Here is a 25,193-nt window from a genome sequence, read left to right as displayed (position 1 = left end):
AAACAGTGTCTCCTCCACCCTCCTCCTTTGGTGGATTCAGCCCGAACTTAGGTTTGGGCTTTTTTTTATCTTTAGTCCCCCCAGATGCAGGCAAGAACGGTCGCTTAAACTCTTTTCGCCTTAGCAAAAATCGGATCGTAGAAAATCTCAGTGAGCTGACGATCTTTAACAAAAAGCACAATATCAATCGTGGTGTAAAGAACTTGCTTGATCATTTCCATGCCGATATGTTGGCCGGCGCTGGATTTTTTAATTAAAGTCGCAATTCGCTCAAAGGTTTGTAGTGCGCCGTTAGCGTGGGTCGTGGTGATTGAACCTGGGTGGCCGGTGTTAAGCGACATGAGATATTCCCAGGCTTCATCGCCGCGTAATTCCGCTAGAAAGATTCGATCTGGAGTCGCTCGCATACACGCGGCAATACATTCATCCGCCGAGACGCGGCCTGTGCCTTGGCCGTAAAGTAATGCGATGACATTCGGATGATGGGGCAAAAAAAGTTCATGCACATCTTCAATTGTGGCAATGCGTTCGCTAGTTGGCACTTGCTCGATTAAGGAGCGCGCAAAGGTGGTTTTACCTGCACTGGTTTTGCCGGCGATGATGATGTTGCGCTGGTACTGAACGCTAGCTTCGAGAAATTTGCGTATCGTGCCGTTGCGCTTGAGTTCTAGCAACTCTACTTCAAACGGTTCAAGCCGATTGAAGTCGGGTGTGGTTAATTGCTCTGTGCAAGTTTCTGAGCTGGGTTGATGGAAGCTCACATCGATAACCCGGTCAAATGTCCCTTCGGCTTCGAGCTCAATCAGAGACTTGACGGTAGGGGTCTGCTTGCGAATCAGAAACATCAATGAGTGGTTAATGACGGCGGGCGGTAAGCCAATCGTTACGCGCTGGCCGCCGGGTAAGATCGCATACATCAGGCTTTTCATCGGTAGGCCGTTATAGACCACAATCGCGGTAATTAGGGCTTGCATATAACTCGCGGTAAGCTCTGGCATCGGGTACGTAAGCCAGCCGATGCGGGTGCGGGTTAGCACTTCAAGCGCACGGTTCATGGCGAGCTCGCTGATAGTTGGATCGTCGAGGAAACGCTTAAAAGGTCGCAATAACTGCAAAAGCGCCGAGTCTTTTGCCGCAGGTTGGGGCATGGTGGTTAAGTCAGGCATTTGCCGCGCAGCGACAGGGGCGGAAATAGCTTCATGGCTCATGGTGCTGGAGTCCATAAACGCTACTAAAATCTAAATCGCGCGCGACTAGAATTGAAATGCGTTCGCCTTGGTTTTTGTAGAGGGTCGGCGCAATATTGATCGAGTTGCGTAATGCTTCGGTGGCAGCTTGTTCTAGCCCTTGAAGAGAATTGCCGAACTGAATTGAGTTGGTTTCTTCACGCCGATTTTGGGCCAGCGCCCATTCTCCTAAATCGCCAATTAAACTCAACATAATGGTGCCGCCGAAACGTTCCCCAAAATGTCGATCAACCCAGCCGCTTAAACCAGCCTCGCCAAGCGGGCCGGCTCCAGGCGAGGTCAGGTTAATGATGACCCCTTGGGGCGTTTCCACACGAGACCATTGTACAAAAATGCGGGCCTGTCCTTGAGCGATGCCGCTTTGATAAAAACCGACCACCTTTGAACCGCGATCAAGTAATACCACCTGACCGTTGGCCGAATAGACATCTTGAGTTAAGTTGCAAACCGTCATGCCTGGCTGGCTGCTAATAATCTTAGTGGCTAGCACACAGCTAATAATGGTGCCTTGGGTCAGCAACAAATTTAGGTCGCTAAAACGGCCTGCGGTGGCTGGACTGAGCATTACTGGTTCTAATTTATTGGATAATTCGTTTGCGTTGCTGGTCTTAAGATTAGCCGGGCTCGTCGGCTTATCTAGCTTGTCCGACGGTGGCGCAGGTTGGGGGTTATCCGTTAAGCCAGCAAGTAAACGCCGTTCGCGCAGTTGCATTTGAGGAGGGGAGTGCAGCGGGGGCGGTTCAAGATCAACCGTAGGTGAAACCAATGGAAGAGGGGGCAAGGGCGGCTCTAGAAGCGTCTCTTTTTGTGCTGAAGGCGCGTTTGATAGTAATGGGGGCAGCGGATTTTGCAACGATACGGCTTGCTGCATGGGTTGCTTGGGTGGGTTGTTGCGTAGCTGCGAGGCTTTACGCATGAAAAGCAGGCCAATCGCTAAGGTGCAGATAATCAGCACGATAAATAAAAGGCGCGCACCAGGAAGCGAGAGGGGGCGTTGCGTATCTAACTCGGCACTGCCACGCTCGCCATTAATCTGTGCTGGCTGGGAATTTTCTACTGGATGCGCATTTTGTTTGGTTTTATCCACTGAATTGAACATTAGCGCGGCTCCTTAATAATACGCCGTACAGCCGGAGAAGCGGTGCCAGTGTGGTTGGCAATGCCGCTCGGATTGAACGCTTCGTTATAGATGGCGAGAGTTTGTTCGCCAAGTCGGAGGATCCATTTGGGATTGATGCTTTCAACCACGATAATATTGTTGGCAGAACCCTTTATATGACGATTGACAATGTTCTCGTCGGCTTGCGTATCCACTTTATAAATCGCGGGAAGATCCCGATTGCCGGGAAATTTGAAATAGGTAAAACGACCGTTATCCCATACGTTGATCGGTGCGATTTCCAGATCGCCGCTCATTTCATACGCTAAGTTATAGTTGCCTGGCGGCACTTTAAAGCCTTGTGCCAGCGCGAACGTGTCTTTTTGCGCTTGTAGCTTAAGCGTATCGGTATCTGGGTAGCGAAAAACTAGTTGATAAACGGCTGCTACTGAGCGTGAAGGTTGGTAACTTAGGCGAAAGTTATAACTGCGCCGATTGGTGATCAGAATCAGATTCGTATCTGCATTTTCTGCTTTAGGTTTAATGAAGATATGGTTTTTTTCGGCGACAAAGGACCAAGCGCTCGCATCGCCAAAAGCATGCGTGAGATAGGTTTCACCTTCTTCAAGCATGATATGGGTGGCAATCCCAAGCATGCTATCGATTTGCACCACATCGGCTGGGTTGTAGTTAGTGTAACGAATCCGGTGATCGTAACTGGAGCGTTCGGGGGCACTGAGGGCGTACGTAGGTTGGTTTGGCAGTAAGGCGAAGGCCAAGAAGAAAGCCAATCGTAAGACCTTATGTAACATGGTGAGATGAGTTTGCTCCATGGGAAGGTTATTCAGCGAGAGTTTCTGGATCTATCCGATAGCTGCTGACTTGAAAACCAAGCAGGTTGATGCGCCGCGCTTCGGGTTTCATGGCGGCTTTACGTAAATAATGGTAACGCACAGTAGCAATCCAATTGCGCGGGGCTTTTTTTGTTCCATTTGAATTAATTTGTTGCGTCGTAAAGCGCACGCTGCCAATACCCATCTCAACATCAGGCACGATCGAGCGGACGGTGACCGCAATGCGCGCATACTTGCCTAACACTTGGTCACGGGCGTTGGAGCCGCGATATAGGGCTTGGTATTGGTGCGCCACTTCCGGCGTACTCATTAAGCCAGTTGCTTCGTATGATTTTTGAATCGTGTTGTAATCGTAACTTTCACGATTTAAGACATATTGATTTAGCCAATATTGATCTGTTATTTCGCCGTAAGTCGCTTCTTTTTCGGCCATTGTTTGCACCCCATCTACCGCGCCCGTGGCGTTGTCGACTCGCAGCACAACCGGCGGCGGCACTTCGCGCTGAATCCCAATCACGCCGGCGCTTAAGCCTAATAAAGCCAATACACCAAAGACGCTGGCAATAATCCAGGCCGATTTGCGTGAATTTAAAATTTCACCAATATAGTCGCGCTCTAGTCCCCGACTTTCCGCCAAGTAGTGCGCTATTTTTTTACTCTCAATCGGTCTGTAGTCCATTATTTAATCCCGCTTCTAATTTCTTCTGGGATCGTTTGATTGATGCGAACTCGATTGCTTTCGTCGGCTGACTTAGGTCTTTTGGGAATGGAAGAGCAAGCTAATAAAATGCTGAACAAGCATAGAGAGAGAATCCGTTTTAAATGCATTATGAGCGCCTATTTGTTTGCAACTTCCACACCCATGCAAGGCTAACGCCGTTTGCAAGCGCACGGGCGAGGGCCGGTAACTGCTGAAAAATAATGATTGAGAGGACCGCTAAAATGACCGCGCCGCCCAATCCATAACTAACGTTTTGGACACCATCGAACTGTAGGTCGGTCATGTAATTACTATAGAGAGAGACAATTAAGCCCAATAGCGCGGAAAGAAAAACTAAGAGCAAAGCGTAGCTAAGGATTTGCTTAATCCAGGCTGCAAAAAAGCGTGAGGTGGACTGCCAGAGTAAAGCCACGATGAACAATGGCCCAAGACCTGCCAACAGGGCAAGGACCAATTTGATGAGCACCATATACGCGCCGCCAAGCGCCGTCATGATGCCGGTTGCCAGCAAGAGCGTTATGCCAAAAAGTCCATAAACAATTTCTTGAGCTTCAAAATGCCCGGCTTTTTCAAAGGCTTGGCTAGCTTTATCAAAGCCATTGCCGGCAGCATGATCCAGTAAGCTAGCCGGACTTTCAGTCTGAGGCGATCCTGGAACCAGCGCATAGGCAAGCTCATCCGAGCCGTGCATAACAAGTTGGGCAATTTGCGCTTGATACAGTCCCCCAGTTAAGGCTAGCGACACAATTACGGCGATACGAAATGAACGTGCAATGAAGTTGTGCACCGGCATTTCGATAGATCCTTGAAGCACCAGCAGACCGTACGCCATAAAAGCTAAGGTTAAGCCAATCGATACGACCGGCGTAATCGCTAAGATTGTATTGGCGCAAATCTCTGTCACAAAAGTTGTGGTGACTTGATCGATTTTTTGGAACAGCGGCGTAAACAGTTGAAATGACATACGAGCAGCAGAAATTGAATTCTTTTATTCCCTCAAAGTCGGCATGGCCTGATTTTGACTATTGAGGATACGTTGGCTTAAAGCGCGTTTTTGTTCCGCGATGAGCTGCTGTTCGGCTTTTTGCAACTGGCTAATCATGGCGAGTTTGACGGTTTCATTCTGGATTGCGGCTTGCTCGATATTAATGCGGGCTTGTAGTTCATCCAGCGCTTTGGGATCCTCGGTCGCGCTGATTTTTTTCATTAATGCTTCAATTTGATCTAAGCGTTGTTGCGCACCTTCGTAAGCTTTAAGGCCGATTGCCTTATCAGTAGCAGCAATCTGGCGGCGGCGCAATTCTAGATCGCGTTGCGCAGTTTGGATTGAGCTATGGGTTTGTTCCTGTTTAAGAATTTCTTGAATCGAGCCAGAGATGCCATAGTTACCGTTTTGTGCAGCATCGTATACCGTGCGCCAGTTCGGCGGTAAAGTGCGGCCTAAGTCGGCTCTGTAGAAAAGTGAGCCCAAGCCGCGCTGACCCGTTATGGCTTCGTATTGTTGCCGGGCCTGTTGCAGTTGATCATGGGTTGCCTTAATTTGTTCCGCCATGCGGCTGATTTGTTCAATAGCATGAGCTGCCGCCACGACATCAATAACCGGCATGCCATTTGCCCTCGCAAACGTGGGTTGAATCATCTGAATTGCGAGAGCGGTGGCATAGATTAACGTCAGTTTTTTGCTCATGCTTTAATCCTTTGGCGCACGTACACGCGCAAGATAAAGCGGTAACCAAATTTCAGGATCGGCACTAGTTTCTGCAATAATTTGCTCAGCTAAGAGGGCGTGGTCGGGTGTGCCAGATAAAACCAAGAGTTCGTCTTCGAACTTGCTCAGGTCTAATTCGGCAAGCACCGAGTTATCTCCTTGTTTGATCAAGAAACGCCGACTAAATTCACCTAAGCCTTTAACGAGTTCAAATTCAGCGTCAGTCAACTTAAAGCCTTGCATGTAATCCTCATAATCGGCTTTGGGATTAGGCAGAAAAATGTAGGTTGCGCATTGTTGAATCAAGGTTTTGGCGATTGAGCTAGCGAGTGCGTCGCTAGGCTCTTGAGTTGCAAACACAAAAATACCGTTTTGCTTCCGAATGGTTTTCTGTTTATTTTTTGCCAGATCTTCAAAATATTCATCTTGCAAAGGTTTCCAGAATTCGTCGAAGATATACATAAACCGGCGACCGTCGAGCATGTTTTCGGTGCGGTATAACAGATACATCATCAGCGGCGTGCGGATCTCAGGATGCTCAAGAAAATCGGTGACGTCAAAACCGTAGAGCCGGTTTTGGCTTAAATCAAGCGCGTCATTGGGATTATCAAACAGCCAGCCGTATGGGCCGCCCTGACACCATTTCAATAGGCGCGCATGAACGGTTGCGCGCGAATTGGCGCTGTCTTGGGCCTGGATTGGATTGGGTAATCCCTGCACCAGCATGGATAAGCGCCGCAGCGGCGAGTCTAGGTGAAACATCAGAGTATTTAAAGCCTGATCGATTTCCTGTTCTTCCTGGTGCGTGAGCGAGCCATCAATAACCGCCAATTTTTTAACAAATTCCCTAAGAAACAGCAGATTGGCAGGCGTAGGCTCAAGCTGGAATGGATTAAAACCAGAGGGCTGACCTAGATTAAGCGGCAAATAACAGCCACCCATCGCCAAAATCGCCACTTCCATGCCACGATCTTTATCAAAAACAATCGCTGTAGGCTTCAACTTTTGCGCTTGAGCTAATAAAAAACCCAGCGTCACGGTTTTGCCGGAGCTGGATTGCCCAATCATCATGGTGTTGCCCAGCAGCCGTTTGCCAGTCGCGTCTTCTTCTAATTTCGATGCATGAAAATTAAAATAAAGCGGAGTGCCGCTGACAGTTTTTAAAACCGTGACAGCCGGTCCCCAAGGGTTACCTGTGGGTTTGCCGCTCATGAAATTATGAAACGGCGAAAAGGAAAGAAAATTTAATGAAGTAATCGCGGCGGGCCTAGGTCGGTAGCTCCAGTTAGCAGGTAATTGTGCCCAAAAGCCAGCTTCTAGAGCTAGATCCACTATTTTGGGCACCAGGCCTGCATCTAACAGGGCGGAGCTGCTTTGTGCCAAAGCGTGACGCACTTGGGTGGCATCTTCGCCCAGTACCAGCAGGCTCATATGATGCTCCCCCATGATAAAGTGACCGGATACTAACTGATCAAGCGCCGTACCAATCGCGTCGATTTGCCCTTGCGCGACGTCGCGCGCATCGACCAAATGGCGCTGGTGACGTTGCAAGAAATCCTTAGCGGCATGACGCGAAAGAGTTGAAAAGCTTTGCGTTAGAACAAATTCAAATTGGCTTTCAAGCAATATATTAAGCTGCCCCGGCACCGTGGCGTCATCATATTCTCGGATCTCCACCATGCCAAACCGGCGCACACGGGTGGCCGTGCGAATTTCGCCGATTTCCCCCCAGGTACTAAAAAACGGTCGGTTCAAGCACATGTAATCAGCGAAACGATCACGGCAGACCGGCATGGGTTTGGGTTCGCTATTGATCAGCTGAGCTAGAAATTCCAGCGCCAATGAATAGGTATGGCCATTTTTTTGGTAAAGTCCGAGCAGCTCCGCATCGTAACGTTTAAAGGCGCGCTTAAGGGTCTGATTAATGTCATTAAGCTGCTTAATTGCAGCTTCTTGCCGTTGCGTTTTTTGCGCGAGCGTTTCACGTTCGCGCCGGGCAAAAAACGACAGCACAGGATCCGCTACGGGCCGAAAAATAACCGTCAAATACAGATCATTGACCATGAGTTTATGGTGGTCAAAGCTGGCTTGATATTTTTGGTTAAGTTGTTGGCAAAATACATTATCGAATTCGCTATTTGGATACTCATTCACTCTGCGGCGAATAATATGTGTCCATACACAAATATGGTCGGAGGCTAGTCCGCGTAGCGTGTTGTTGAGCTCTCGCGTCCAGCCTAAAATCTCGTCACTTGAAGCGCTCTGATGCGAGCGCCCGCCGATTTTCCAGACAGATAAATACTCTGCACTCTTGGTCGAAATGATGGTTTCGGTGACGTGGTGAGAATACGGAATATATTGCGTCACGGAGGCCTCGCTGGCCAAAATTTGGCGCGATCGCATTAATCTCATGATGCTGATTTCCTGCGGCGATAATCGGCTGGGCTATAGCTAGAAGCCCCCCAAAATCGTTGATTGCGGTTGCGTAATGTCGTGTCAATCCAAAGCCACCAAATCCGAAAAGCGCGGTCGTCATGGCGGGTAATTTGCGCCATTAAACACCAAGCCAGCGGAGCGCAGAGCCACCACCACAGACTGAAGTACATCGCAAACATCGCGCTTCCCATCAGCATAATAATTAAAGGCGTCATCGGCACGCCTGCAATGGTCGGCACGCGCGTTGCGCCTTTGAAAAGCGGGAAAGATTTGGACTCAGCCATTGCCGTTGGTTAGGTAAAAAGCATGGCAGTAATTTGGACTGCGGAACCGGCGATGATGATACCGATCGCCCAACGTATTGCTGCTTCTTTTTCTAGGAAGCGGCCCGCATAGGCAAGCCCAATAAATAAAAGCAAGATTGTGGCGCAAATGGGGATGATAGAGGTCAGCTCATTTTGCAGGGTCTGTAGGACCCCTGTGGCTTTCGACAGTCCCTGTGCAATCGCCGCATTTGCTAGGGTTAGGGTCGCTGCGCCCAGCATGCTATGCGCGCTGATACGGTTGAATAAATAGCGATAATGAGAAAGGATCATAGTGGCCTTAGCAGATAACGTAACACTCTAGAATGAATCTGGTTTGACTCAGGGAGCGAAGCTAAGTGCCGTAAATGGCAACAATTTTTTGCAAAAATGAACAGGTTTTGAGAGCAGTGCGGACTGCCTATGTCGCTGGCGGGAAGGATTTGGTGGGCGATAGTGGGATCGAACCACTGGCTTCCACCGTGTGAAGGTGGCACTCTACCGCTGAGTTAATCGCCCTAATTGAATACTAATATAGCCACGCATGCGCGCGCAGCAGAAACGATAAGCTTATCAGATAAATAGTGTGGAACGCCACTTTTTGTTGCTCTGGGAAGGCCCCGCGCTTTTAGTTTATGAGTTTCATCCGAGACAAAAACATAAATATTCCTAGCTGCGAATAACGTCAGCGTACGGTTGGATCGCAGTAAATTCAGCTAGGCCCCCTTGGTCTTTTGCAATCCTTGCGTAGCCGCGGGGGTAACGGCGGTGAGGGGGGCGCAATAAATCTTTAGACGTTGGCATAAGCCCCGTTTGGCACTCTCGATTGGCAACAAAGCAAAATACAAATCAAGTATTTCAGTGTATTTAAAATTATTATTGGGTGCAACTAGGGGTTGTATCAATCACCATTTGAAGCGGAGTTAAGGCCAAGATCTAAATAGATTACTTATCTATAGATAATGGGTGGTTAAAAGATTATTTTTCGTTATAATGCAATGTGATCCGGTTAAAAATTGATTTAATTTAAAAGGTTTGGCATGCCAAGTGTGTTTGAGGAGAAAATAAATATTGTTGGGAGCTGTGTTTGCTTGGGTTGGATTAAGTGTTAAGAAAAAAGGTGATGCTTTCGGACTCATTGATTTCTAAATTTGAAACATGGCCGGTCTCATCAAAAGTTAATTGAATATGGTAATCAATATTATGTTGATTGAATTGTAAGTTGGCTATTGTGTTTTTAGAGTCACCGTCAGACTCGAAAGTGATATTGCCATGATAAAGGCCCGTTTTGATTAGGTTGAATGAAGAGCGTGACGGATCCTCTCCATCTGAATTTGGGGTGGGAAGAAATGCATTCTTGTCAAAAAATATAATTTTCCCTTTATCTTCCGTTGTTTGTTTGGGCAAGCGAGCGATAATAGATACATTTTGAGTGGAAATAGGCTGCCATTCGCCTGAGCTTGTATTAAAAATTTTGGGGGGAGGCGTTTTTTCTAGTAACTCGGCGATAAGGTTGTGAGGGTTTTGGGAACCATCTGGCATTGTGGTTTCGTACCAATTTTTCCAAATTTTTTCATAGGTTACGCCAGTAGGGGAACCACTATGTTGATATTTAGAGAATAATTTTCCGAAAGCTTTTATAGCGATTTGATCAGCTTGGTCTGGTTTTTTTATTTTATCTTTTTTCCATTCTTCGTAAACTTGATGTTGCTCTTTAAAGTATGGACCATTATGATTTTCCAGTGCATTCATAATCCTATATTTGGTACCTTGGTCTTTGGATTGCGCATGCAGCATATATTCTGAAAATAATGAATTTCCTTCATCTAGAGAATTTTGAATTAAATATTCATCTAGAGAAAATGTTGGTTTCATTTTATATTCCGCGTGGGCCATTTCATGAGCCATGGTATTTAAAATTGTCTGTGGAGAGTTAAGTAAATTTCGCCTCCAATACCCATCTGCGATGCCGATTTCCTTTTTATGTTTATTGCAAAAATTAACTGTGCCGGGATGCAAATTTATATTCCAACCTTCGTCTTCCAATCTAGCATAAATTTTCTCCATTTCGGGAAAATGGGTTAATAAATGATCTAGCATATTTCCGCTTTCAAAAGCGATGATCTGTTGGTTTTTGATTTGAGCGGAAAACGTGATGGAAATATTTTCTGCTTTATCGCTATTGAATATTTTTCTATAAATATAGGCGTCTTTTTGCACAAGGCTTTTGCGGAGGTAATTCTGGGGTTGAATTATCTCAGTTAAGAGTGCATGGGGCTGCATGCCCATATTTTCTGCTACGCGTTGAAGGGTGGAGTAGTTTTTACCGGTTATGGCGCTTGATAATTCGGGATGAAGGGTATTGTTTGAAGATTGTTCTGGTATATCAACATTCAGAATTTCGCCTGATTTAATATCACATTGCACGTATAGCTTTAAAGTCATGCCTTTATAATTAAAACCGTATTCACGCCAACTATCGTCCCAACCTAAGATTTTCTGCACATCTCTAGTTTTGAGCGCCACGTTGATTACTTTACAGAATTCACTGACGTCGTCGATGCCTATACCCTTGAATTTATTTGTATGCTCCTTAGCTATTGCCTCCGCGGTCTTGGTCGTCAACCATTTAAAAGCATTATTTGCGCCGTGCGTGTAAATTTTTAGTGTTTCTGGCGCTAAGAATATGCGTGTTGCATGAAAATAATCTTCTACATAATCAATGATTTTTGGGTTTGCAGCGGCAAATTCAGGTGAAATTCTAAAATTGTCATATTCTTGGCAATAATACTCCGCGTATGTAATGCCGCCGGATATTTTTAATTCGCCCATTTTTTTTGCTAGTTCATTAGTCGATAATTCGCTTATTTGCAGAGAATTGGGGGTGTGTAGTTCGTTGTATAGCTTTTTAATCTCGGGCAAGAAGAATTGTGCCGCAGCTTTTTTTCCTGGATCATTCTCTCGAGAGAGGATGCCGTGACGTATTTGAAATTCATTTTGAAAGCCGTTTGCTTGAAGGCGTAGGTAGCTGTCAATGTATTCTTCGCGACTTTTAAAAGAAATAGGCTGCCGATTATTTTCACATCCTACGAAATAAGCGAGTTGAAATAAATACTCATAGGGTTTTTCAGAAATAGCTAAAGCTTGTTCAGATAAAGATGTGCTGATGGGGGGGTAAAAGGTACCGCTTACAGTTTGATCCAAACGGGAAAGCTGCTGATTTAAAAGAGGACTTTGGAGTCTGGCAAAAGCTAGATCCGCTTTGGGTAAGGCGGCTGACGGCCTTGACTTTGATGGTGCAGTAATATGGGTCGAAATTTGTTGAATTTTGCTTCCAATACGTTTTTTGAGTGCGCTTAATTTAGCGTTGCCTTTTTCTTTTTGGCTAGTAGGTAATTGGGTTGAAGAAAGCTCTTGCAGGGACGATGCATTACTTTGGGATGAACCGTTTGCTTCTTGGTTCCGAGTAGACGGCGGGCGTGTCCATCCCGAAAACTTGTCCATGGTGGATTGATTGAAATGGAAAACATTACGGGTCCGCTATTGTGCGGCGGATACTGGTCTATTCAAAATATAGGATGCGCCGCTCGCGGGTAGGGGTATGCCGCAATGAAATCTAGCGAAGCGAAGGTTTTACTCGTAAATAACTTTTTATATATGCGCTCGTAAACAACACCTGCATAGGGGCTATCTATATGCCAGCCAGCTCTTTATTCAGGAAAGGGGCGGAGTTTGCGCGGTGTTATATAAGCTAAGCAGCGACGTTCTACGACATGAATATAGCGCCGCCCCCTAAGCGTGATGATCTGTTTGACTCAAAGTGCTGCTGTACGCCACACGCTTTGGATTTTTGAGGTTTTTTCTAACTCATCCAAGAGGACCGTATGGGCCGAGATTTCATCAGGAGTCGCACTGAGTACGGGCAATCTGAGTTGATCAAGTGCGATCGAAGAATGCTGATGGGTATCGGCGCAGGACTCGTTATGCGCATCAAGCAATAAGTCTTCCTGGCCACGTGTCATGGCTAGATAAACTAGAGCGAGTAGCTCAGCATCGAGAAGCGCGCCATGTAAGGTCCGGTGCGCGTTATTAATGCTGAAACGCTCGCATAGCGCATCGAGCGAGTTGCGTTTGCCGGGAAAAATCTGCCTTGCGTGAACCAGTGTATCGATGACTTCGGTGCCGCACTGTTGATTGAATGACGCTAGGCCGAGTAAGGCTAATTCGGCATCCAGAAAGCCGATGTCAAACGGCGCATTATGAATAATAATTTGTGCATCTTTAACAAAATCGCATAGTTCGTTGGCGATTTGGGCGAATTTGGGTTTGTCGCTTAAGAATTCGGTGGTTAGCCCATGTACGGCCAGCGCACCTGGGTCGCTGTCACGCTCTGGGTTGATATAAAAGTGTAGATGCTTGCCGGTGAGCTGGCGGTTGATGAGCTCAACACAGCCAATTTCAATAATCCGGTCGCCGCCACGGGCGCTAAGGCCGGTGGTTTCAGTATCGACTACAAGTTGGCGCATAGATTTTTCCGCTAAGACTAAGAATAGGTTTGTCCCGGTTTGGTTCTTTTTTGCTAATGAACAAAACGAACGACCTAATTTGAGGCGATTTTGCGCGCCGGTAGTGAACTGTTGGCTTTGGTTTTGGGCGCTTTAATTGGCTTGATTTTGGCTTTGTGTTTGATGGCGGGTGTTTGCGCTTTAAGCTTCACAGTGCGCGCTGTCAGCTTGTTGGCTGCTGGCAATGGCCGCGCGCGTAACTTAGCTTTAACGATTGTCGATTTCTTGCTTATTGGCACGTGCAGCATCACCATTTGCCCAGGCGCGAGCTTGGTCCGCTTTGTATGATTCCAAGCTTGAACTTGCGCAACCGAAACTCGATAACGCTTGGCGAAGGCGGCTATGGTTTCATGGCGGCGCACGCGAATTAACATTTTGCGTGTGTCAGGTACGTCAGGCTCAAGTGCAAAGACGGCATTTTGAGCAATGTGGGCGCTGATATCTTCATCGTCTTCAGCTTTCGGGATCAGGACCGTAGAGCCTGGCTTGAGGCGCATTCCGGCTGGAATTTTATTGACCGCAACTAAAGTGGCGGGATCAACGCCGATTTTGGTCGCGAGTACGGCTGTGCGCTCTCGTTTGGTGACGGTATAGGTAGTCCAGCTTGAGAGTAGGCCCTGGTAGGTCTTAAGACCTTGTTCGAACATTTGGGCGTTTTCAAACGGCAGCAGAATTTGTGGTTGCGTTGCACCTAAAATAACGGGTTTTGAGAATGATGGGTTGAGCGCGCGAAAGGCGTCCACCGATAGACCGGCAAGCTGTGCTGCTATGGCGACATCAATATCGCGCGTGGTTGTGACAGTCACGAAGTATGGGTGATCTGGGATAGATGGGAGCGTTAAGCCATATTTTTCGGGTTGCGCGATAATATCTTTTACCGCTTGCAATTTAGGCACATAGTGGCGAGTTTCTTTGGGTATTTTCAGGCTGAGATAATCCGTTGGCCGGCCCGCTTTCCGATTGCGCGCAATGGCGCGCAAGACATTGCCTTCCCCCCAGTTATAGGCGGCCAGAGCCAGACGCCAATCGCCGAACATTTCGTGTAGTTTGGTCAAATAGTCAAGGGCGGCATTGGTTGACGCCAATACATCTCGGCGCTCGTCTAGAAACATATTTTGCTTCAGATTGTAACTGCGCCCTGTGCCTGGGATAAATTGCCACATTCCGGCAGCTTGCGCAACGGATAAGGCTTGGGGGTTATAGGCAGACTCAATGAAAGGCAGCAGCGCGAGCTCGGTTGGCATATTGCGTGCTTCGAGCGCTTCTACAATGTGATAAAGATAGAGTTTGGAGCGCTCGGTCATACGTTGCACATATTCAGGCCGAGCGAGGTACCAAGAGAGTTGAGCTTGAGCTAAGTCAGTTCTCAGCTCTGGCATTTGAAAGCCGCGCCGGATACGGCTCCATAAATCGGCCTCATTGCCACTATGGGCATTCACCGAATCATGATCGAGATCAATGGTTTGATCGACATCGGCAGCTTTAAAACGGGCTGTGAAAGAAGAGAAAAAAGAAGGGCGCGCATCTGCGGCAGACAACGTACCGTCAAGATTAGCTGGCGGCCTACTGGCGCAAGAGGCTAATAGTACGACCGATACGGCGCATAGCACACTAAAGATAAATCGCATTAGGGCAGAAATTCCAGGTAAAGCCGTAAAAAACCCTAGCATAGCAGGGAAGCTACTCTCGTTTTTCAACTGAATTTTAACTAAAATGATCTTTCTATTCACGCAGCGCGATAAAGTGCGCGAGCGGGTCGCCTTGGGGCATCCTAGGTGGTTGTTAGAGCTCTATCGGGCTAAATTGTAAGAAAGGGTTAACCGGTTTTTTATGGGCAAGCGTGGTCGGCACGGTTGGTTCGCCCTGTGAGCGGCCAGATTTTAAGGCCGGATTAGCAGGTGCGCAGGCCAGCGCAAAACGTGTATTAACTATTATTATTCGTGTTTACGGTGGACGCGCATAGTGCTGGGGCAAGTGGCTAATGCATCGAGTAAAGCGAGCATTTGCTGCGCTGGGCTTTCAAATAGCCGCTCGTAGTCGCTGGCAAAAAGCCTAGCGTCACATAGTATATGGAGCGGCGCACGCTCTGCACTGTTGATAACATAAGCAGGGGACGGGCGTGATCTCTCGCACAGCGCATGTCAACCGCGGTGCTAAGAGAGATGCCGTATCATTATGTTTGAGTGACAGTGGCGATTGTTCGCTGCATCGGGCTGTACCTAGGGATATTGCACTGGCGTGAGCGGCGGATAGTCGGCGACATGATCTAAATCATGCTGTGTGAGTAAAATAGCGCTTAGATGCCAACCATTTTTGTATCATTATGCGCTAACTGGTGTTGCATCGCTTGGCTTGACCACGCATGCAGCTTGGTCATCTAAGACACACCCAATAGCGTTGCCTTGAAGAGCCGGGACTGCTACGGATTCAAGTCATTCGCGAGCAGAAAATTTCATTGGAATGCCATGCCTAATCAATCCGTAATAGAGTGGTCCGCTTGGGCTGCCTCGGCTCCTGGGCGCTATGTGTTGGCCTGGGAGCAGGCGCAACTTGATCGTCTGGTAAGCGATATCTTCGGCTATTATGCGCTGCAGCTTGGCTTACCTCAACTTGACGCATTGCGCGAAAACCGGATGCCGTCTCGCGCCGTGGTGTTGAATGCAGAGTTGGATTTAACTCGGGCCGCCGAGTTTGCTGAATATAGCTGCATTTGGTGTGAGCTGCCGGAGTTGCCTTTTGCTTCGCAAAGCATCGACTTGTTGATTCTGCCGCATACACTTGAGTTGACGTGCGACCCGCATCGGCTGTTGCGAGAAGCCGAGCGGGTATTGTTGCCTGAAGGGCAATTAGTGATCCTGGGCTTTAATACAATGAGTTTATGGGGGGCGCGGCAAGCGCTTGGGCGTTTAACGAAGCAATCTTTTGTTCCCGCTGCGCGTAAACTGATTGCGTTTCCGCGGCTTAAAGATTGGCTTAAATTGCTTGGGTTTGAATTAAATCGCGGACGGTTTGGCTGCTATCAACCGCCATTTGGCAGCGAACAATGGCTGACGCGGTTTGCGTGCATAGAGCAAGCTGGGGATCGCTGGTGGCCGGTTTTAGGTGCGGTGTATATGATCACGGCGATTAAGCGCGTGCGCGGCATGCGTTTAATCGGAGCTGCGCAGAGGACTTCTCCTGCGCTGGCGCCCACTTTGCCACCGGTCGCTACTTCGCAAACACAACGGCGCAAATGATGAATTCTGAAATTATCGAGATTTATACGGATGGAGCATGCAAGGGCAACCCGGGTCCGGGTGGCTGGGGGGCGTTGTTACGCTATCGCACGCAAGAAAAGGAATTGTCAGGGGGCGAGGCGGCCACTACGAATAATCGAATGGAGTTGATGGCGGTTATTGCGGCGCTTGAAGCGCTCAAACGCCGTGCCAAAATTGCGGTTTACACAGATTCAAAGTATGTGCAATTAGGCATTAGTCAGTGGATGCCTGGTTGGAAGCAAAAAAACTGGATGACCTCAGCCAAAACGCCAGTGAAAAATATCGACTTATGGCAGCGCTTAGATAAACTGGCGCATCAACATGAAATTCAATGGCGCTGGGTCAAGGGCCATGCGGGTCACCCAGAGAATGAGCGCGCGGATGCGTTGGCGAATCAGGGGCTGGTTGCGGCGCAGAGAAAGCAAGAAAATAATGACTAAGTAGGTAGCGTTAAAGTTTTTTCACGAAAGAATTGATAAAAAATAAAGTACTTTCAAGTTATAATTAAAAGGTTTGTCTTAATTAAATTCACCTTAGCGCTTACCTTTACCTTCCATGCCGATCCCGCGTAGCGAGCGCATAGACGAATTATAGTTACCGGAGGCAGGTTGACACAGTAGGTAAGCGTGCTGTCTTTAGGAGTTAGCCGTGTTGCCGTCTTTCCAACCCGCTTTGCTTGCGCTTGCTGACGGCACGATTTTTCGTGGCGTTTCGATTGGCGCTGTTGGCCATACTGTGGGCGAGGTGGTGTTTAACACTGCCATGACGGGCTATCAGGAAATTCTGACGGACCCGAGTTACGCGCATCAACTGTTGACATTTACCTATCCTCATATTGGCAATACTGGGATCAATCAAGAAGATGTCGATGCGGCGAACGTGCAGGCCGCTGGCTTGATTATTCGCGATCTTCCTGTATTGTCTTCTAATTTCCGTCAACAGCAGTCACTTTCTGATTATCTGCGCGAGCAAGGCGTGGTCGCGATTGCGGGCATTGATACGCGGCGTTTGACCCGAATTTTGCGCGAACGCGGTGCGCAAAGTGGTTGCATTCTGACCGGTACGGATGCTGAGCAAGCGCTTGCGCTAGCCAGAGCATTTACGGGACTGGACGGAAAAGATTTGGCCCAAGTTGTATCGACCCCGAAACCCTATGAGTGGACGCAAACCGAATGGCGACTTGGCGCGGGTTATGGCGTATTGACGCAGCCGCGTTACCACGTTGTGGCTTTTGACTATGGGGTTAAATTTAATATTTTGCGTATGTTAGCGCAGCGTGGCTGTCGGGTTACGGTGCTGCCGGCGCAAGCGAGCGCAAGCGATGCGCTGGCGCTAAAACCAGACGGGATCTTTTTGTCGAATGGTCCGGGTGATCCACAGCCGTGCGATTATGCAATTCGCACGGTGCGCGAATTGCTCAAGCATAAATTGCCGACTTTTGGGATTTGCTTAGGGCATCAGATTATGGCGCTTGCGCTTGGAGCGCAAACAGTGAAGATGAAAACGGGGCATCATGGCGCCAATCATCCGGTGAAAGATCTGGACGATGGTCGTGTGGTGATCACTTCGCAAAATCATGGCTTTGCTGTGGATGCGAAGACTTTGCCTGCGCATGCGCGGATTACGCATGTTTCGCTATTTGACGGCACGTTGCAAGGTTTTGCCTTAACCGACGCGCCCGCATTTTGTTTCCAGGGTCACCCAGAGGCATCGCCGGGACCGCATGATCTGGCCTACTTATTCGATCGCTTCATAACCCTGATGGCGGATGAGCGTGTTAGCAGCCAGATCGTCATATAAAAAGCTATTTAGAGAACTTTATGCCTAAGCGCACAGATATTAATAAGATTCTGATTATTGGAGCGGGCCCGATTATCATCGGCCAAGCGTGTGAATTCGACTACTCCGGCGCGCAGGCGTGCAAGGCGTTGCGGGACGAGGGTTATACGGTCATTTTAGTGAACAGTAATCCAGCCACGATTATGACGGATCCAGAAATGGCGGATGTAACCTATATCGAGCCAATTACCTGGGAAGTGCTTGAGCGGATTATCGCCAAAGAACGTCCTGACGCTATCTTGCCCACCATGGGAGGGCAGACGGCGCTAAATTGCGCGCTTGATTTGCATCGGCACGGAGTGCTTGCCCAATACGAGGTAGAGTTGATCGGTGCTTCACCGGAGGCCATCGATAAAGCGGAAGACCGGCAGAAATTTAAACAAGCCATGACTAAAATTGGCCTGGCTTCAGCAAAGTCAGGCATCGCGCATTCGCTTGAAGAAGCGCTAAAAGTACAGGCTGAGATCGCGCTGCAAACTGGCGGAGCCGGTTATCCGGTGATCATCCGGCCGTCTTTTACAATGGGCGGCTCAGGTGGCGGCATTGCTTATAACCGTGAAGAATTTGAAGAAATTTGTAAGCGTGGCCTCGATCTCTCGCCTAGCCATGAGTTATTGATTGAGGAATCTCTGTTAGGTTGGAAAGAGTTTGAGATGGAGGTGGTGCGGGACCGAAAGGATAACTGCATCATTGTGTGCTCAATTGAAAATCTCGATCCAATGGGGATCCATACTGGCGATTCCATTACAGTAGCGCCGGCGCAAACCCTCACGGATAAAGAGTATCAAATTTTGCGCAATGCTTCGCTAGCGGTATTGCGCGAAATTGGCGTGGATACGGGGGGCTCGAATGTGCAGTTTGCGATTAATCCGGCCAACGGCCGCATGGTCGTCATAGAAATGAACCCACGCGTATCGCGTTCATCCGCGTTAGCCTCAAAGGCGACGGGTTTTCCTATTGCGAAGATTGCCGCCAAGCTTGCGGTAGGCTATACCCTCGATGAATTAAAAAACGAGATCACCAGTGACGGCGCTGGCCACGGTACGCCTGCTTCATTCGAGCCCACGATTGACTATGTCGTCACCAAGATTCCACGGTTTGCCTTCGAGAAATTCCCTGAGGCGGATCCGCACTTGACGACGCAAATGAAATCAGTCGGCGAGGTTATGGCGATTGGACGCACGTTCCAGGAATCTTTTCAGAAAGCGTTGCGCGGGCTTGAAGTAGGGGCGGACGGGTTGGATGAAAAAGCCACTGATCTTGATGAGATTGGCAAAGAGATTAGCAAGCCTGGCGCGGAGCGTATTTGGTATGTGGCGGATGCGTTTCGCAGCGGTTTAAGTCTGCTAGAAATTCATCAAGAAACGCATATCGATCCTTGGTTTTTAGCGCAAATTGAGCAAATTGTGCTGAAAGAGCAGGCATTAAAGACGCGCTCATTAGAGAGCTTGTCAGTCGATGAGTGGCGTGAATTAAAGCGTAGCGGTTTTTCCGATCGACGCTTGGCTAAGCTGCTGGGGATAGACGCTGCCGCTGTGCGTGCGCGCCGTTGGGCACTTGATGTGCGCCCAGTCTATAAACGTGTGGACACGTGCGCGGCTGAATTCGCCACCAACACCGCCTATTTGTATTCAACCTATGAAGAAGAATGTGAAGCTGAGCCGACTCAGCGCAAAAAAATTATTGTATTAGGCGGTGGTCCGAATCGGATTGGACAAGGGATTGAGTTTGATTATTGCTGCGTGCATGCGGCGCTGGCGCTACGTGAAGATGGCTATGAGACGATCATGGTCAATTGCAATCCAGAAACAGTATCCACCGATTATGATACTTCTGATCGGCTCTATTTTGAGCCCGTTACGTTAGAAGATGTGTTAGAAATTGTCGCTAAAGAGCAGCCCTTGGGAGTGATTGTGCAATACGGGGGACAGACTCCGCTCAAATTGGCGCTTGATCTTGAGGCGAATGGCGTACCTATCGTCGGCACAGTGCCGGACATGATCGATATGGCAGAGGACCGCGAGCGCTTTCAGCAGTTGTTAGCGGAGCTCGGCTTGCGCCAGCCGCCTAATCGCACCGCCCGCACCGAAGAAAAAGCGCTGGCGCTGGCGGCGGAAATTGGTTATCCGTTGGTGGTGCGGCCTTCTTATGTATTAGGAGGGCGCGCGATGGAAATCGTACATGAACCCTGCGAGCTTGAGCGGTATATGCGGGAGGCAGTTAAAGTTTCCAATCACTCGCCGGTTTTGCTTGACCGTTTTCTGAATGACGCCATCGAATGCGATGTGGATTGCATTGCAGATGGGCAACGGGTTTTTATTGGCGGGGTGATGGAGCATATTGAGCAAGCTGGTGTGCATTCCGGCGACTCGGCATGTTCGCTACCACCTTATTCGCTATCGGCGGCTACGATTGCTGAACTTAAGCGGCAAACCACAGCAATGGCGCGGGCTTTAAAAGTAGTTGGCCTGATGAATGTTCAGTTTGCAATTCAGCGCCAAGTTAAGAGCGCTGACCAAGCAGCAGAGGTTGAAGATATTGTTTTTGTGCTTGAGGTCAATCCTCGTGCTTCACGCACCGTTCCTTATATTTCCAAGGCCACCGGCATGCAGCTTGCCAAAATTGCAGCGCGTTGCATGGTTGGGCAAAGTCTTGATGCGCAGCGTATCGGCAACGAAGTGGAGCCGCCTTGGTTCAGTGTTAAAGAAGCGGTATTCCCGTTTGCTAAATTTCCCAGCGTTGATCCAGTGCTTGGCCCTGAAATGCGCTCAACCGGCGAAGTAATGGGCGTTGGCCGCACTTTTGGTGAGGCATTGTTTAAATCGCAGCTTGCGGCGGGTTCGCGCTTGCCTGTTTCCGGCACAGTTTTGATGACCGTAAAAGACAGCGATAAACCTACTGCAGTCGAGCTTGCGCGCTTACTGCATGAATTGGGCTATCTGCTGGTGGCGACTAAAGGCACCGCGATGGCGATTAGCGCGGCTGGGGTGCCGGTTAAAGTAGTCAATAAAGTGAAAGATGGTCGTCCGCATATTGTGGATATGCTGAAAAATGGCGAGATTGCGTTAGTTTTTACAACGGTTGATGAAACGCGCACGGCAATTGCGGATTCTCGTTCAATTCGGACCAGTGCTCTGGCGAATAAAGTCACGTATTACACAACGATGTCAGGCGCGCGCGCTGCGGTTGAGGGACTGCGTTATCTGAAAAATCTTGAGGTATATGATATACAAGGGTTACACGCTAGTCTAAACTAGTGTTTCAAATTATTTAGAGTACAGTACCTTTTTGCTATGACTTCCACTCCCTTAACTATACGTGGCGCGAGCCTACTAAAAGATGAACTGCACCGACTGAAAACAGTTGAGCGGCCAGCAGTGATTCATGCAATCGCAGAGGCCCGCGCGCAGGGCGATCTTTCAGAAAACGCCGAATATGAAGCGGCAAAAGAGAAGCAATCTTTTATCGAAGGCCGAATTTTAGAGTTAGAAGCGAAACTCTCTACGGCGCAAATTATTGATCCGACATTGGTTGATGCGGATGGTCGCGCAGTATTTGGCGCGACAGTTGACCTTGAGGATTTGGCCTCAGGCGAAAAAGTGACCTATCAGATCGTTGGTGATGATGAAGCGAACATCGACCATGGCCTGATTTCAATTAGCTCGCCTGTTGCGCGAGCGCTGATTGGCAAATATGAAAGCGATATTGCTATGGTGCATGCCCCAAGCGGGGTACGCGAATATGAAATCATCGCGATTCGTTATATTTAATTTCCCTGGCAGGGGTTGAGCGACGGTAACTTTAGCGAACGGGCTATTTTTCAGACTGATGTTGGCGTTTTGTGCTGGTTTGCCGTTTTTTTGCTTTTTTGATTAAGCCGCCTGTGGTCACGCGTTCATTCCCTCGCACTAAGATGTCTTTAGCTTGTGGGCGCCGGCTTGGATTTGCGTTTGGCTTGATAATGGTGACCAAGCGTGGGGAGGCGCCTTTAGACGCTTTGCCTACTTTGGGTTGCGGGGCGGCGAGTGCGCGCCAAATAAGCAATAATTTGCCGATATGTTGAATCGGAGCCGCGTTGAGTTGCTCGCAAATATCTTGATAGATTGCAATCCGTGTGTCACGATCATCGCCTAGCACACGAATTTTGATCAATTCATGTGCACTAAGGTTTTTTTCAATTTCCGCCACAACGGCTTCGGTTAAACCATCGGCGCCAATCATAACAACTGGCTTGAGGGCATGGGCTTGTGCGCGTAAGGCCGCCCGTTTAGCGGGCGTAAGAGATAAAGCAGGCATGATTTAAAATGGTCTTTGGTGCGCTGAGGTTAAGTAAAAGTTCAGCTACCGTAAATATAAACCTGTATTATCCGCTAAATTGTTAGCAAAAACATAGATATAATTTTTATTAGATGGCGAAAAATCGGTTTAACCACTCTTGGTTGCATGACCATATCAATGATCCTTATGTAAAACTGGCTCAACGGGAAGGGTATCGGGCTCGCGCGGCTTTCAAATTGAAAGAAATCGACGAGCAAGATAAACTGATTCGCCCGGGCCAACTGATTGTTGATTTAGGGGCCGCCCCTGGCAGTTGGAGCCAATACGTTCGTCAAAAACTGGCACAAAATTCACGTTCAGAGATAAATAATCTCCCGGGCATGATCATTGCGCTTGATATACTACCTATGGAGCCTATTGCGGATGTCCATTTTATTCAAGGTGATTTTCGTGAGGAAGCTGTGTTGGCGCAGTTAAACGCTGTGACGGGAGCGCGTAAAGTAGATCTGGTTCTTTCCGATATGGCGCCCAATTTATCTGGGGTCGCGGTAGCGGATGCAGCGCGCATTCAAGATATCTGCGAGTTAGCGTTAGAATTTGCGCAGCAGAGTTTGCACAAAGAGGGGGTATTGCTTGTTAAATGCTTTCATGGCAGTGGCTATAGCCAAATTATTGAGCAGTTTAAGCAGCGCTTCAAAGTAGTCGTAGTGCGCAAGCCTAAGGCTTCGCGCGATAAGTCTGCCGAGATTTTTATTTTAGGAAAATGTTTAAAAATCGCGCACTAAATTGTAAATCATTGCAACATTGTCCATGAGTGGCTCAAATTTTTGCTATGAAGGTGGCATGCAAACTGAATTAATATTAATGCATCGTGAATTCCATACGATGGATCAAGGAGTAAGGCTTTGAATAACAATATGCTTTCGAAGACATTAGTATGGTTGATCATTGCACTGGTGTTATTTACCGTATTCAAACACTTTGATAAGCCGCCACCGCCGGAGAATACCGTTTCGTATTCTCAATTTATGGACGATGCAAAGAATGGCAAAATCAAGAGTGTTCTAGTAGACGGCCGACAAGGCCGCAATTTATCCGTTACGCCAGTCGAAGGGAATAAATATCAAATTGGTACGCCTGGCGATATTTGGATGGTGAGCGATTTATTGAAATACAACGTACAAGTGAGTGGCAAACTTGACGAAGAAACCAGTTTGTTCTTTTCTATTTTGACCTATCTTGGCCCTACGCTTTTGATCATCGTCTTCTGGTTTTATATGATGCGGCAAATGCAAGGAGGCGGCAAAGGCGGAGCTTTTTCGTTTGGCAAATCGCGGGCGCGATTGATCGACGAAAATAACAACGTGGTTAATTTTAATGATGTTGCGGGTTGCGATGAAGCTAAAGAAGAAGTGCTAGAATTGGTCGATTTTTTGCGCGATCCGCAGAAATTCCAAAAGTTGGGTGGTCGTATTCCGCGTGGCGTGCTACTGGTTGGGCCGCCTGGAACAGGTAAAACTTTGCTGGCGCGCGCTATCGCTGGCGAGGCGAAAGTTCCTTTCTTCAGTATCTCTGGTTCGGATTTTGTGGAGATGTTTGTTGGGGTGGGCGCAGCGCGCGTGCGTGATATGTTTGAACAAGCGAAAAAACAGTCACCGTGCATTGTCTTTATTGATGAAATCGATGCCGTCGGACGTCACCGTGGCGCTGGCATGGGGGGCGGCAATGATGAGCGGGAACAAACCCTTAACCAAATGCTGGTTGAAATGGACGGGTTTGAGGCCAACTCGGGAATCATTGTGATCGCGGCGACCAATCGCGCAGATGTATTGGATAGAGCATTGTTGCGTCCAGGCCGATTTGATCGCCAAGTCTATGTGGGCTTGCCTGATATTCGTGGTCGCGAGCACATTCTCAAGGTACATTTACGCAAAGTACCTATTTCAAATGATGTCGACGCGTCGATTATTGCGCGTGGTACGCCGGGATTCTCAGGCGCTGATCTGGCTAATCTGATCAACGAAGCGGCATTATTCGCTGCGCGACGCAACAAGCGTATCGTTGAAATGAAAGATTTTGAGGACGCGAAAGACAAAATTTTCATGGGGCCAGAACGCAAATCAGCAGTCATGCGTGAAGAGGAGCGCCGCAATACGGCTTACCATGAGTCCGGACATGCGGTGGTGGCTAAACTTTTGCCGCACGCGGATCCCGTGCATAAAGTTTCGATTATGCCGCGCGGCATGGCGCTTGGTATCACTTGGCAATTGCCTGAGCATGATCGAGTTAATTTATACCGTGACAAAATGCTGGAAGAAATCGCCATTCTTTTCGGTGGTCGGATCGCGGAGGAAGTGTTTCTCAACTCAATGTCTACTGGAGCTTCAAACGATTTTGAGCGCGCCACTAAAATAGCGCGTGATATGGTTACGCGCTATGGCATGTCGGATGTGCTAGGAACTATGGTTTACGTCGATACCGAGCAAGAATCCATGTTCGGCAGGGTATCTTCAAAATCAGTATCTGAAGCCACACAACAAAAAGTGGATGCAGAAATTCGCCGGCTTCTTGATCAAGAATATCAGCGCGCGCGCTATTTGCTCGAGAATAACCGCGATAAAGTTGAAGTGATGGCGAAGGCTTTGCTTGAATGGGAAACCATTGATGCCGACCAAGTTAACGACATTATGGCCGGCACTCCTCCCCGCCCACCTAAAAGCGATTCATCTGATGGAAGCTCGGCGGCTGGGGGTGGTAATGATTATGCTGAAGTTAAAACCTCAAATACGGCGAAGCCTGCTGAAGCACGTTAATTGATTGCAATAAGAATGAGCTGGCGCGACTGGGCCAGCTCATTGTATTTTGGCTTTATTTAAATTCTACTGGG

Annotated in this window: 21 protein-coding genes and 1 tRNA gene; 7 read left to right on the top strand and 15 right to left on the bottom strand. The window is 48.3% G+C overall.

Features of this window, described 5'->3' with window-relative positions:
• Nucleotides 1-104: 104 nt before the first annotated feature.
• The 14 genes from virB11 to MCB1EB_RS12670 all read right to left on the bottom strand — a co-directional run bounded on the left by virB11 (nucleotide 105) and on the right by MCB1EB_RS12670 (nucleotide 14,843).
• Nucleotides 105-1,223, bottom strand: coding sequence for a P-type DNA transfer ATPase VirB11 (gene virB11 / locus MCB1EB_RS10685; protein ID WP_269471766.1), 1,119 nt, complete (start codon nucleotides 1,221-1,223; stop codon nucleotides 105-107).
• Complete coding sequence (gene virB10, locus MCB1EB_RS10680; RefSeq protein WP_045364395.1) at nucleotides 1,198-2,346, bottom strand: type IV secretion system protein VirB10; 1,149 nt, start codon at nucleotides 2,344-2,346, stop codon at nucleotides 1,198-1,200. The genes virB11 and virB10 overlap by 26 nt, the downstream gene beginning before the upstream one ends.
• A complete protein-coding gene (gene virB9 / locus MCB1EB_RS10675; RefSeq protein WP_126354028.1) occupies nucleotides 2,346-3,179 on the bottom strand; it encodes a P-type conjugative transfer protein VirB9 in 834 nt (277 codons plus the stop codon). Before virB9 ends, virB10 begins: the two co-directional genes overlap by 1 nt.
• 7 nt (nucleotides 3,180-3,186) lie before the next feature.
• Nucleotides 3,187-3,879, bottom strand: coding sequence for a VirB8 family type IV secretion system protein (locus tag MCB1EB_RS10670; RefSeq protein ID WP_045364399.1), 693 nt, complete (start codon nucleotides 3,877-3,879; stop codon nucleotides 3,187-3,189).
• Nucleotides 3,880-4,027: 148 nt separating this feature from the next.
• On the bottom strand, nucleotides 4,028-4,885 hold the full coding sequence (locus MCB1EB_RS10665) for a TrbL/VirB6 family protein (RefSeq protein WP_045364402.1): 858 nt from the start codon (nucleotides 4,883-4,885) through the stop codon (nucleotides 4,028-4,030).
• Between the two features lie 24 nt (nucleotides 4,886-4,909).
• The gene (virB5, locus tag MCB1EB_RS10660) at nucleotides 4,910-5,608 is read right to left on the bottom strand and encodes a P-type DNA transfer protein VirB5 (protein WP_052393947.1); all 699 of its coding nucleotides are present in this window, start codon (nucleotides 5,606-5,608) and stop codon (nucleotides 4,910-4,912) included.
• Between the two features lie 3 nt (nucleotides 5,609-5,611).
• Nucleotides 5,612-8,041: a VirB4 family type IV secretion/conjugal transfer ATPase gene (locus MCB1EB_RS10655; RefSeq protein ID WP_045364405.1), complete on the bottom strand. Its 2,430-nt coding sequence runs from the start codon at nucleotides 8,039-8,041 to the stop codon at nucleotides 5,612-5,614.
• Nucleotides 8,038-8,349, bottom strand: coding sequence for a VirB3 family type IV secretion system protein (locus MCB1EB_RS10650; RefSeq protein ID WP_045364409.1), 312 nt, complete (start codon nucleotides 8,347-8,349; stop codon nucleotides 8,038-8,040). Before MCB1EB_RS10650 ends, MCB1EB_RS10655 begins: the two co-directional genes overlap by 4 nt.
• 9 nt (nucleotides 8,350-8,358) lie before the next feature.
• On the bottom strand, nucleotides 8,359-8,661 hold the full coding sequence (locus MCB1EB_RS10645) for a TrbC/VirB2 family protein (RefSeq protein WP_052393949.1): 303 nt from the start codon (nucleotides 8,659-8,661) through the stop codon (nucleotides 8,359-8,361).
• A 150-nt stretch (nucleotides 8,662-8,811) separates the two neighbouring features.
• A tRNA-Val gene (locus MCB1EB_RS10640) sits at nucleotides 8,812-8,886 on the bottom strand.
• Between the two features lie 582 nt (nucleotides 8,887-9,468).
• Complete coding sequence (locus tag MCB1EB_RS10635; RefSeq protein ID WP_126354027.1) at nucleotides 9,469-11,871, bottom strand: hypothetical protein; 2,403 nt, start codon at nucleotides 11,869-11,871, stop codon at nucleotides 9,469-9,471.
• Nucleotides 11,872-12,182: 311 nt separating this feature from the next.
• Nucleotides 12,183-12,893 (bottom strand): DNA polymerase III subunit epsilon, encoded by a 711-nt coding sequence (gene dnaQ, locus MCB1EB_RS10630; RefSeq protein ID WP_045364418.1) that lies wholly within the window; start codon nucleotides 12,891-12,893, stop codon nucleotides 12,183-12,185.
• Between the two features lie 74 nt (nucleotides 12,894-12,967).
• A complete protein-coding gene (locus MCB1EB_RS10625; protein ID WP_045366240.1) occupies nucleotides 12,968-14,560 on the bottom strand; it encodes a transglycosylase SLT domain-containing protein in 1,593 nt (530 codons plus the stop codon).
• Between the two features lie 154 nt (nucleotides 14,561-14,714).
• The gene (locus tag MCB1EB_RS12670) at nucleotides 14,715-14,843 is read right to left on the bottom strand and encodes a hypothetical protein (RefSeq protein WP_369008477.1); all 129 of its coding nucleotides are present in this window, start codon (nucleotides 14,841-14,843) and stop codon (nucleotides 14,715-14,717) included.
• Between the two features lie 554 nt (nucleotides 14,844-15,397).
• Here MCB1EB_RS12670 and MCB1EB_RS10615 point away from each other — a divergent pair.
• From MCB1EB_RS10615 to greA, 5 genes are all read left to right on the top strand, one after another.
• Nucleotides 15,398-16,168: a class I SAM-dependent methyltransferase gene (locus MCB1EB_RS10615; RefSeq protein ID WP_026921518.1), complete on the top strand. Its 771-nt coding sequence runs from the start codon at nucleotides 15,398-15,400 to the stop codon at nucleotides 16,166-16,168.
• Nucleotides 16,168-16,629 (top strand): ribonuclease HI, encoded by a 462-nt coding sequence (rnhA, locus tag MCB1EB_RS10610; protein WP_026921517.1) that lies wholly within the window; start codon nucleotides 16,168-16,170, stop codon nucleotides 16,627-16,629. The genes MCB1EB_RS10615 and rnhA overlap by 1 nt, the downstream gene beginning before the upstream one ends.
• Nucleotides 16,630-16,837: 208 nt before the next feature.
• On the top strand, nucleotides 16,838-17,989 hold the full coding sequence (gene carA / locus MCB1EB_RS10605) for a glutamine-hydrolyzing carbamoyl-phosphate synthase small subunit (RefSeq protein ID WP_045364424.1): 1,152 nt from the start codon (nucleotides 16,838-16,840) through the stop codon (nucleotides 17,987-17,989).
• Between the two features lie 20 nt (nucleotides 17,990-18,009).
• Nucleotides 18,010-21,285: a carbamoyl-phosphate synthase large subunit gene (carB, locus tag MCB1EB_RS10600; RefSeq protein WP_045364427.1), complete on the top strand. Its 3,276-nt coding sequence runs from the start codon at nucleotides 18,010-18,012 to the stop codon at nucleotides 21,283-21,285.
• Between the two features lie 36 nt (nucleotides 21,286-21,321).
• A complete protein-coding gene (gene greA / locus MCB1EB_RS10595; RefSeq protein WP_026921514.1) occupies nucleotides 21,322-21,798 on the top strand; it encodes a transcription elongation factor GreA in 477 nt (158 codons plus the stop codon).
• 43 nt (nucleotides 21,799-21,841) lie between these two features.
• On the opposite strand, the gene MCB1EB_RS10590 is transcribed toward greA, so the two are convergent.
• The gene (locus MCB1EB_RS10590) at nucleotides 21,842-22,324 is read right to left on the bottom strand and encodes a YhbY family RNA-binding protein (RefSeq protein ID WP_026921513.1); all 483 of its coding nucleotides are present in this window, start codon (nucleotides 22,322-22,324) and stop codon (nucleotides 21,842-21,844) included.
• Nucleotides 22,325-22,437: 113 nt separating this feature from the next.
• Between MCB1EB_RS10590 and MCB1EB_RS10585 the strand changes: the two genes are divergently transcribed.
• Together MCB1EB_RS10585 and ftsH are read left to right on the top strand one after the other, a co-directional pair.
• Nucleotides 22,438-23,091 carry an RlmE family RNA methyltransferase gene (locus MCB1EB_RS10585; RefSeq protein ID WP_045364430.1) on the top strand — a complete coding sequence of 218 codons (654 nt, stop codon included), beginning with the start codon at nucleotides 22,438-22,440 and terminating at the stop codon, nucleotides 23,089-23,091.
• 132 nt (nucleotides 23,092-23,223) lie between these two features.
• Nucleotides 23,224-25,119 carry an ATP-dependent zinc metalloprotease FtsH gene (ftsH, locus tag MCB1EB_RS10580; protein ID WP_431311515.1) on the top strand — a complete coding sequence of 632 codons (1,896 nt, stop codon included), beginning with the start codon at nucleotides 23,224-23,226 and terminating at the stop codon, nucleotides 25,117-25,119.
• Nucleotides 25,120-25,193: the final 74 nt, after the last annotated feature.

Source organism: Mycoavidus cysteinexigens, from assembly GCF_003966915.1.
Lineage (GTDB): Bacteria > Pseudomonadota > Gammaproteobacteria > Burkholderiales > Burkholderiaceae > Mycoavidus > Mycoavidus cysteinexigens.
Note: the sequence above shows the minus strand (reverse complement) of the source record. Positions and strands in the feature narration are given on the sequence as shown.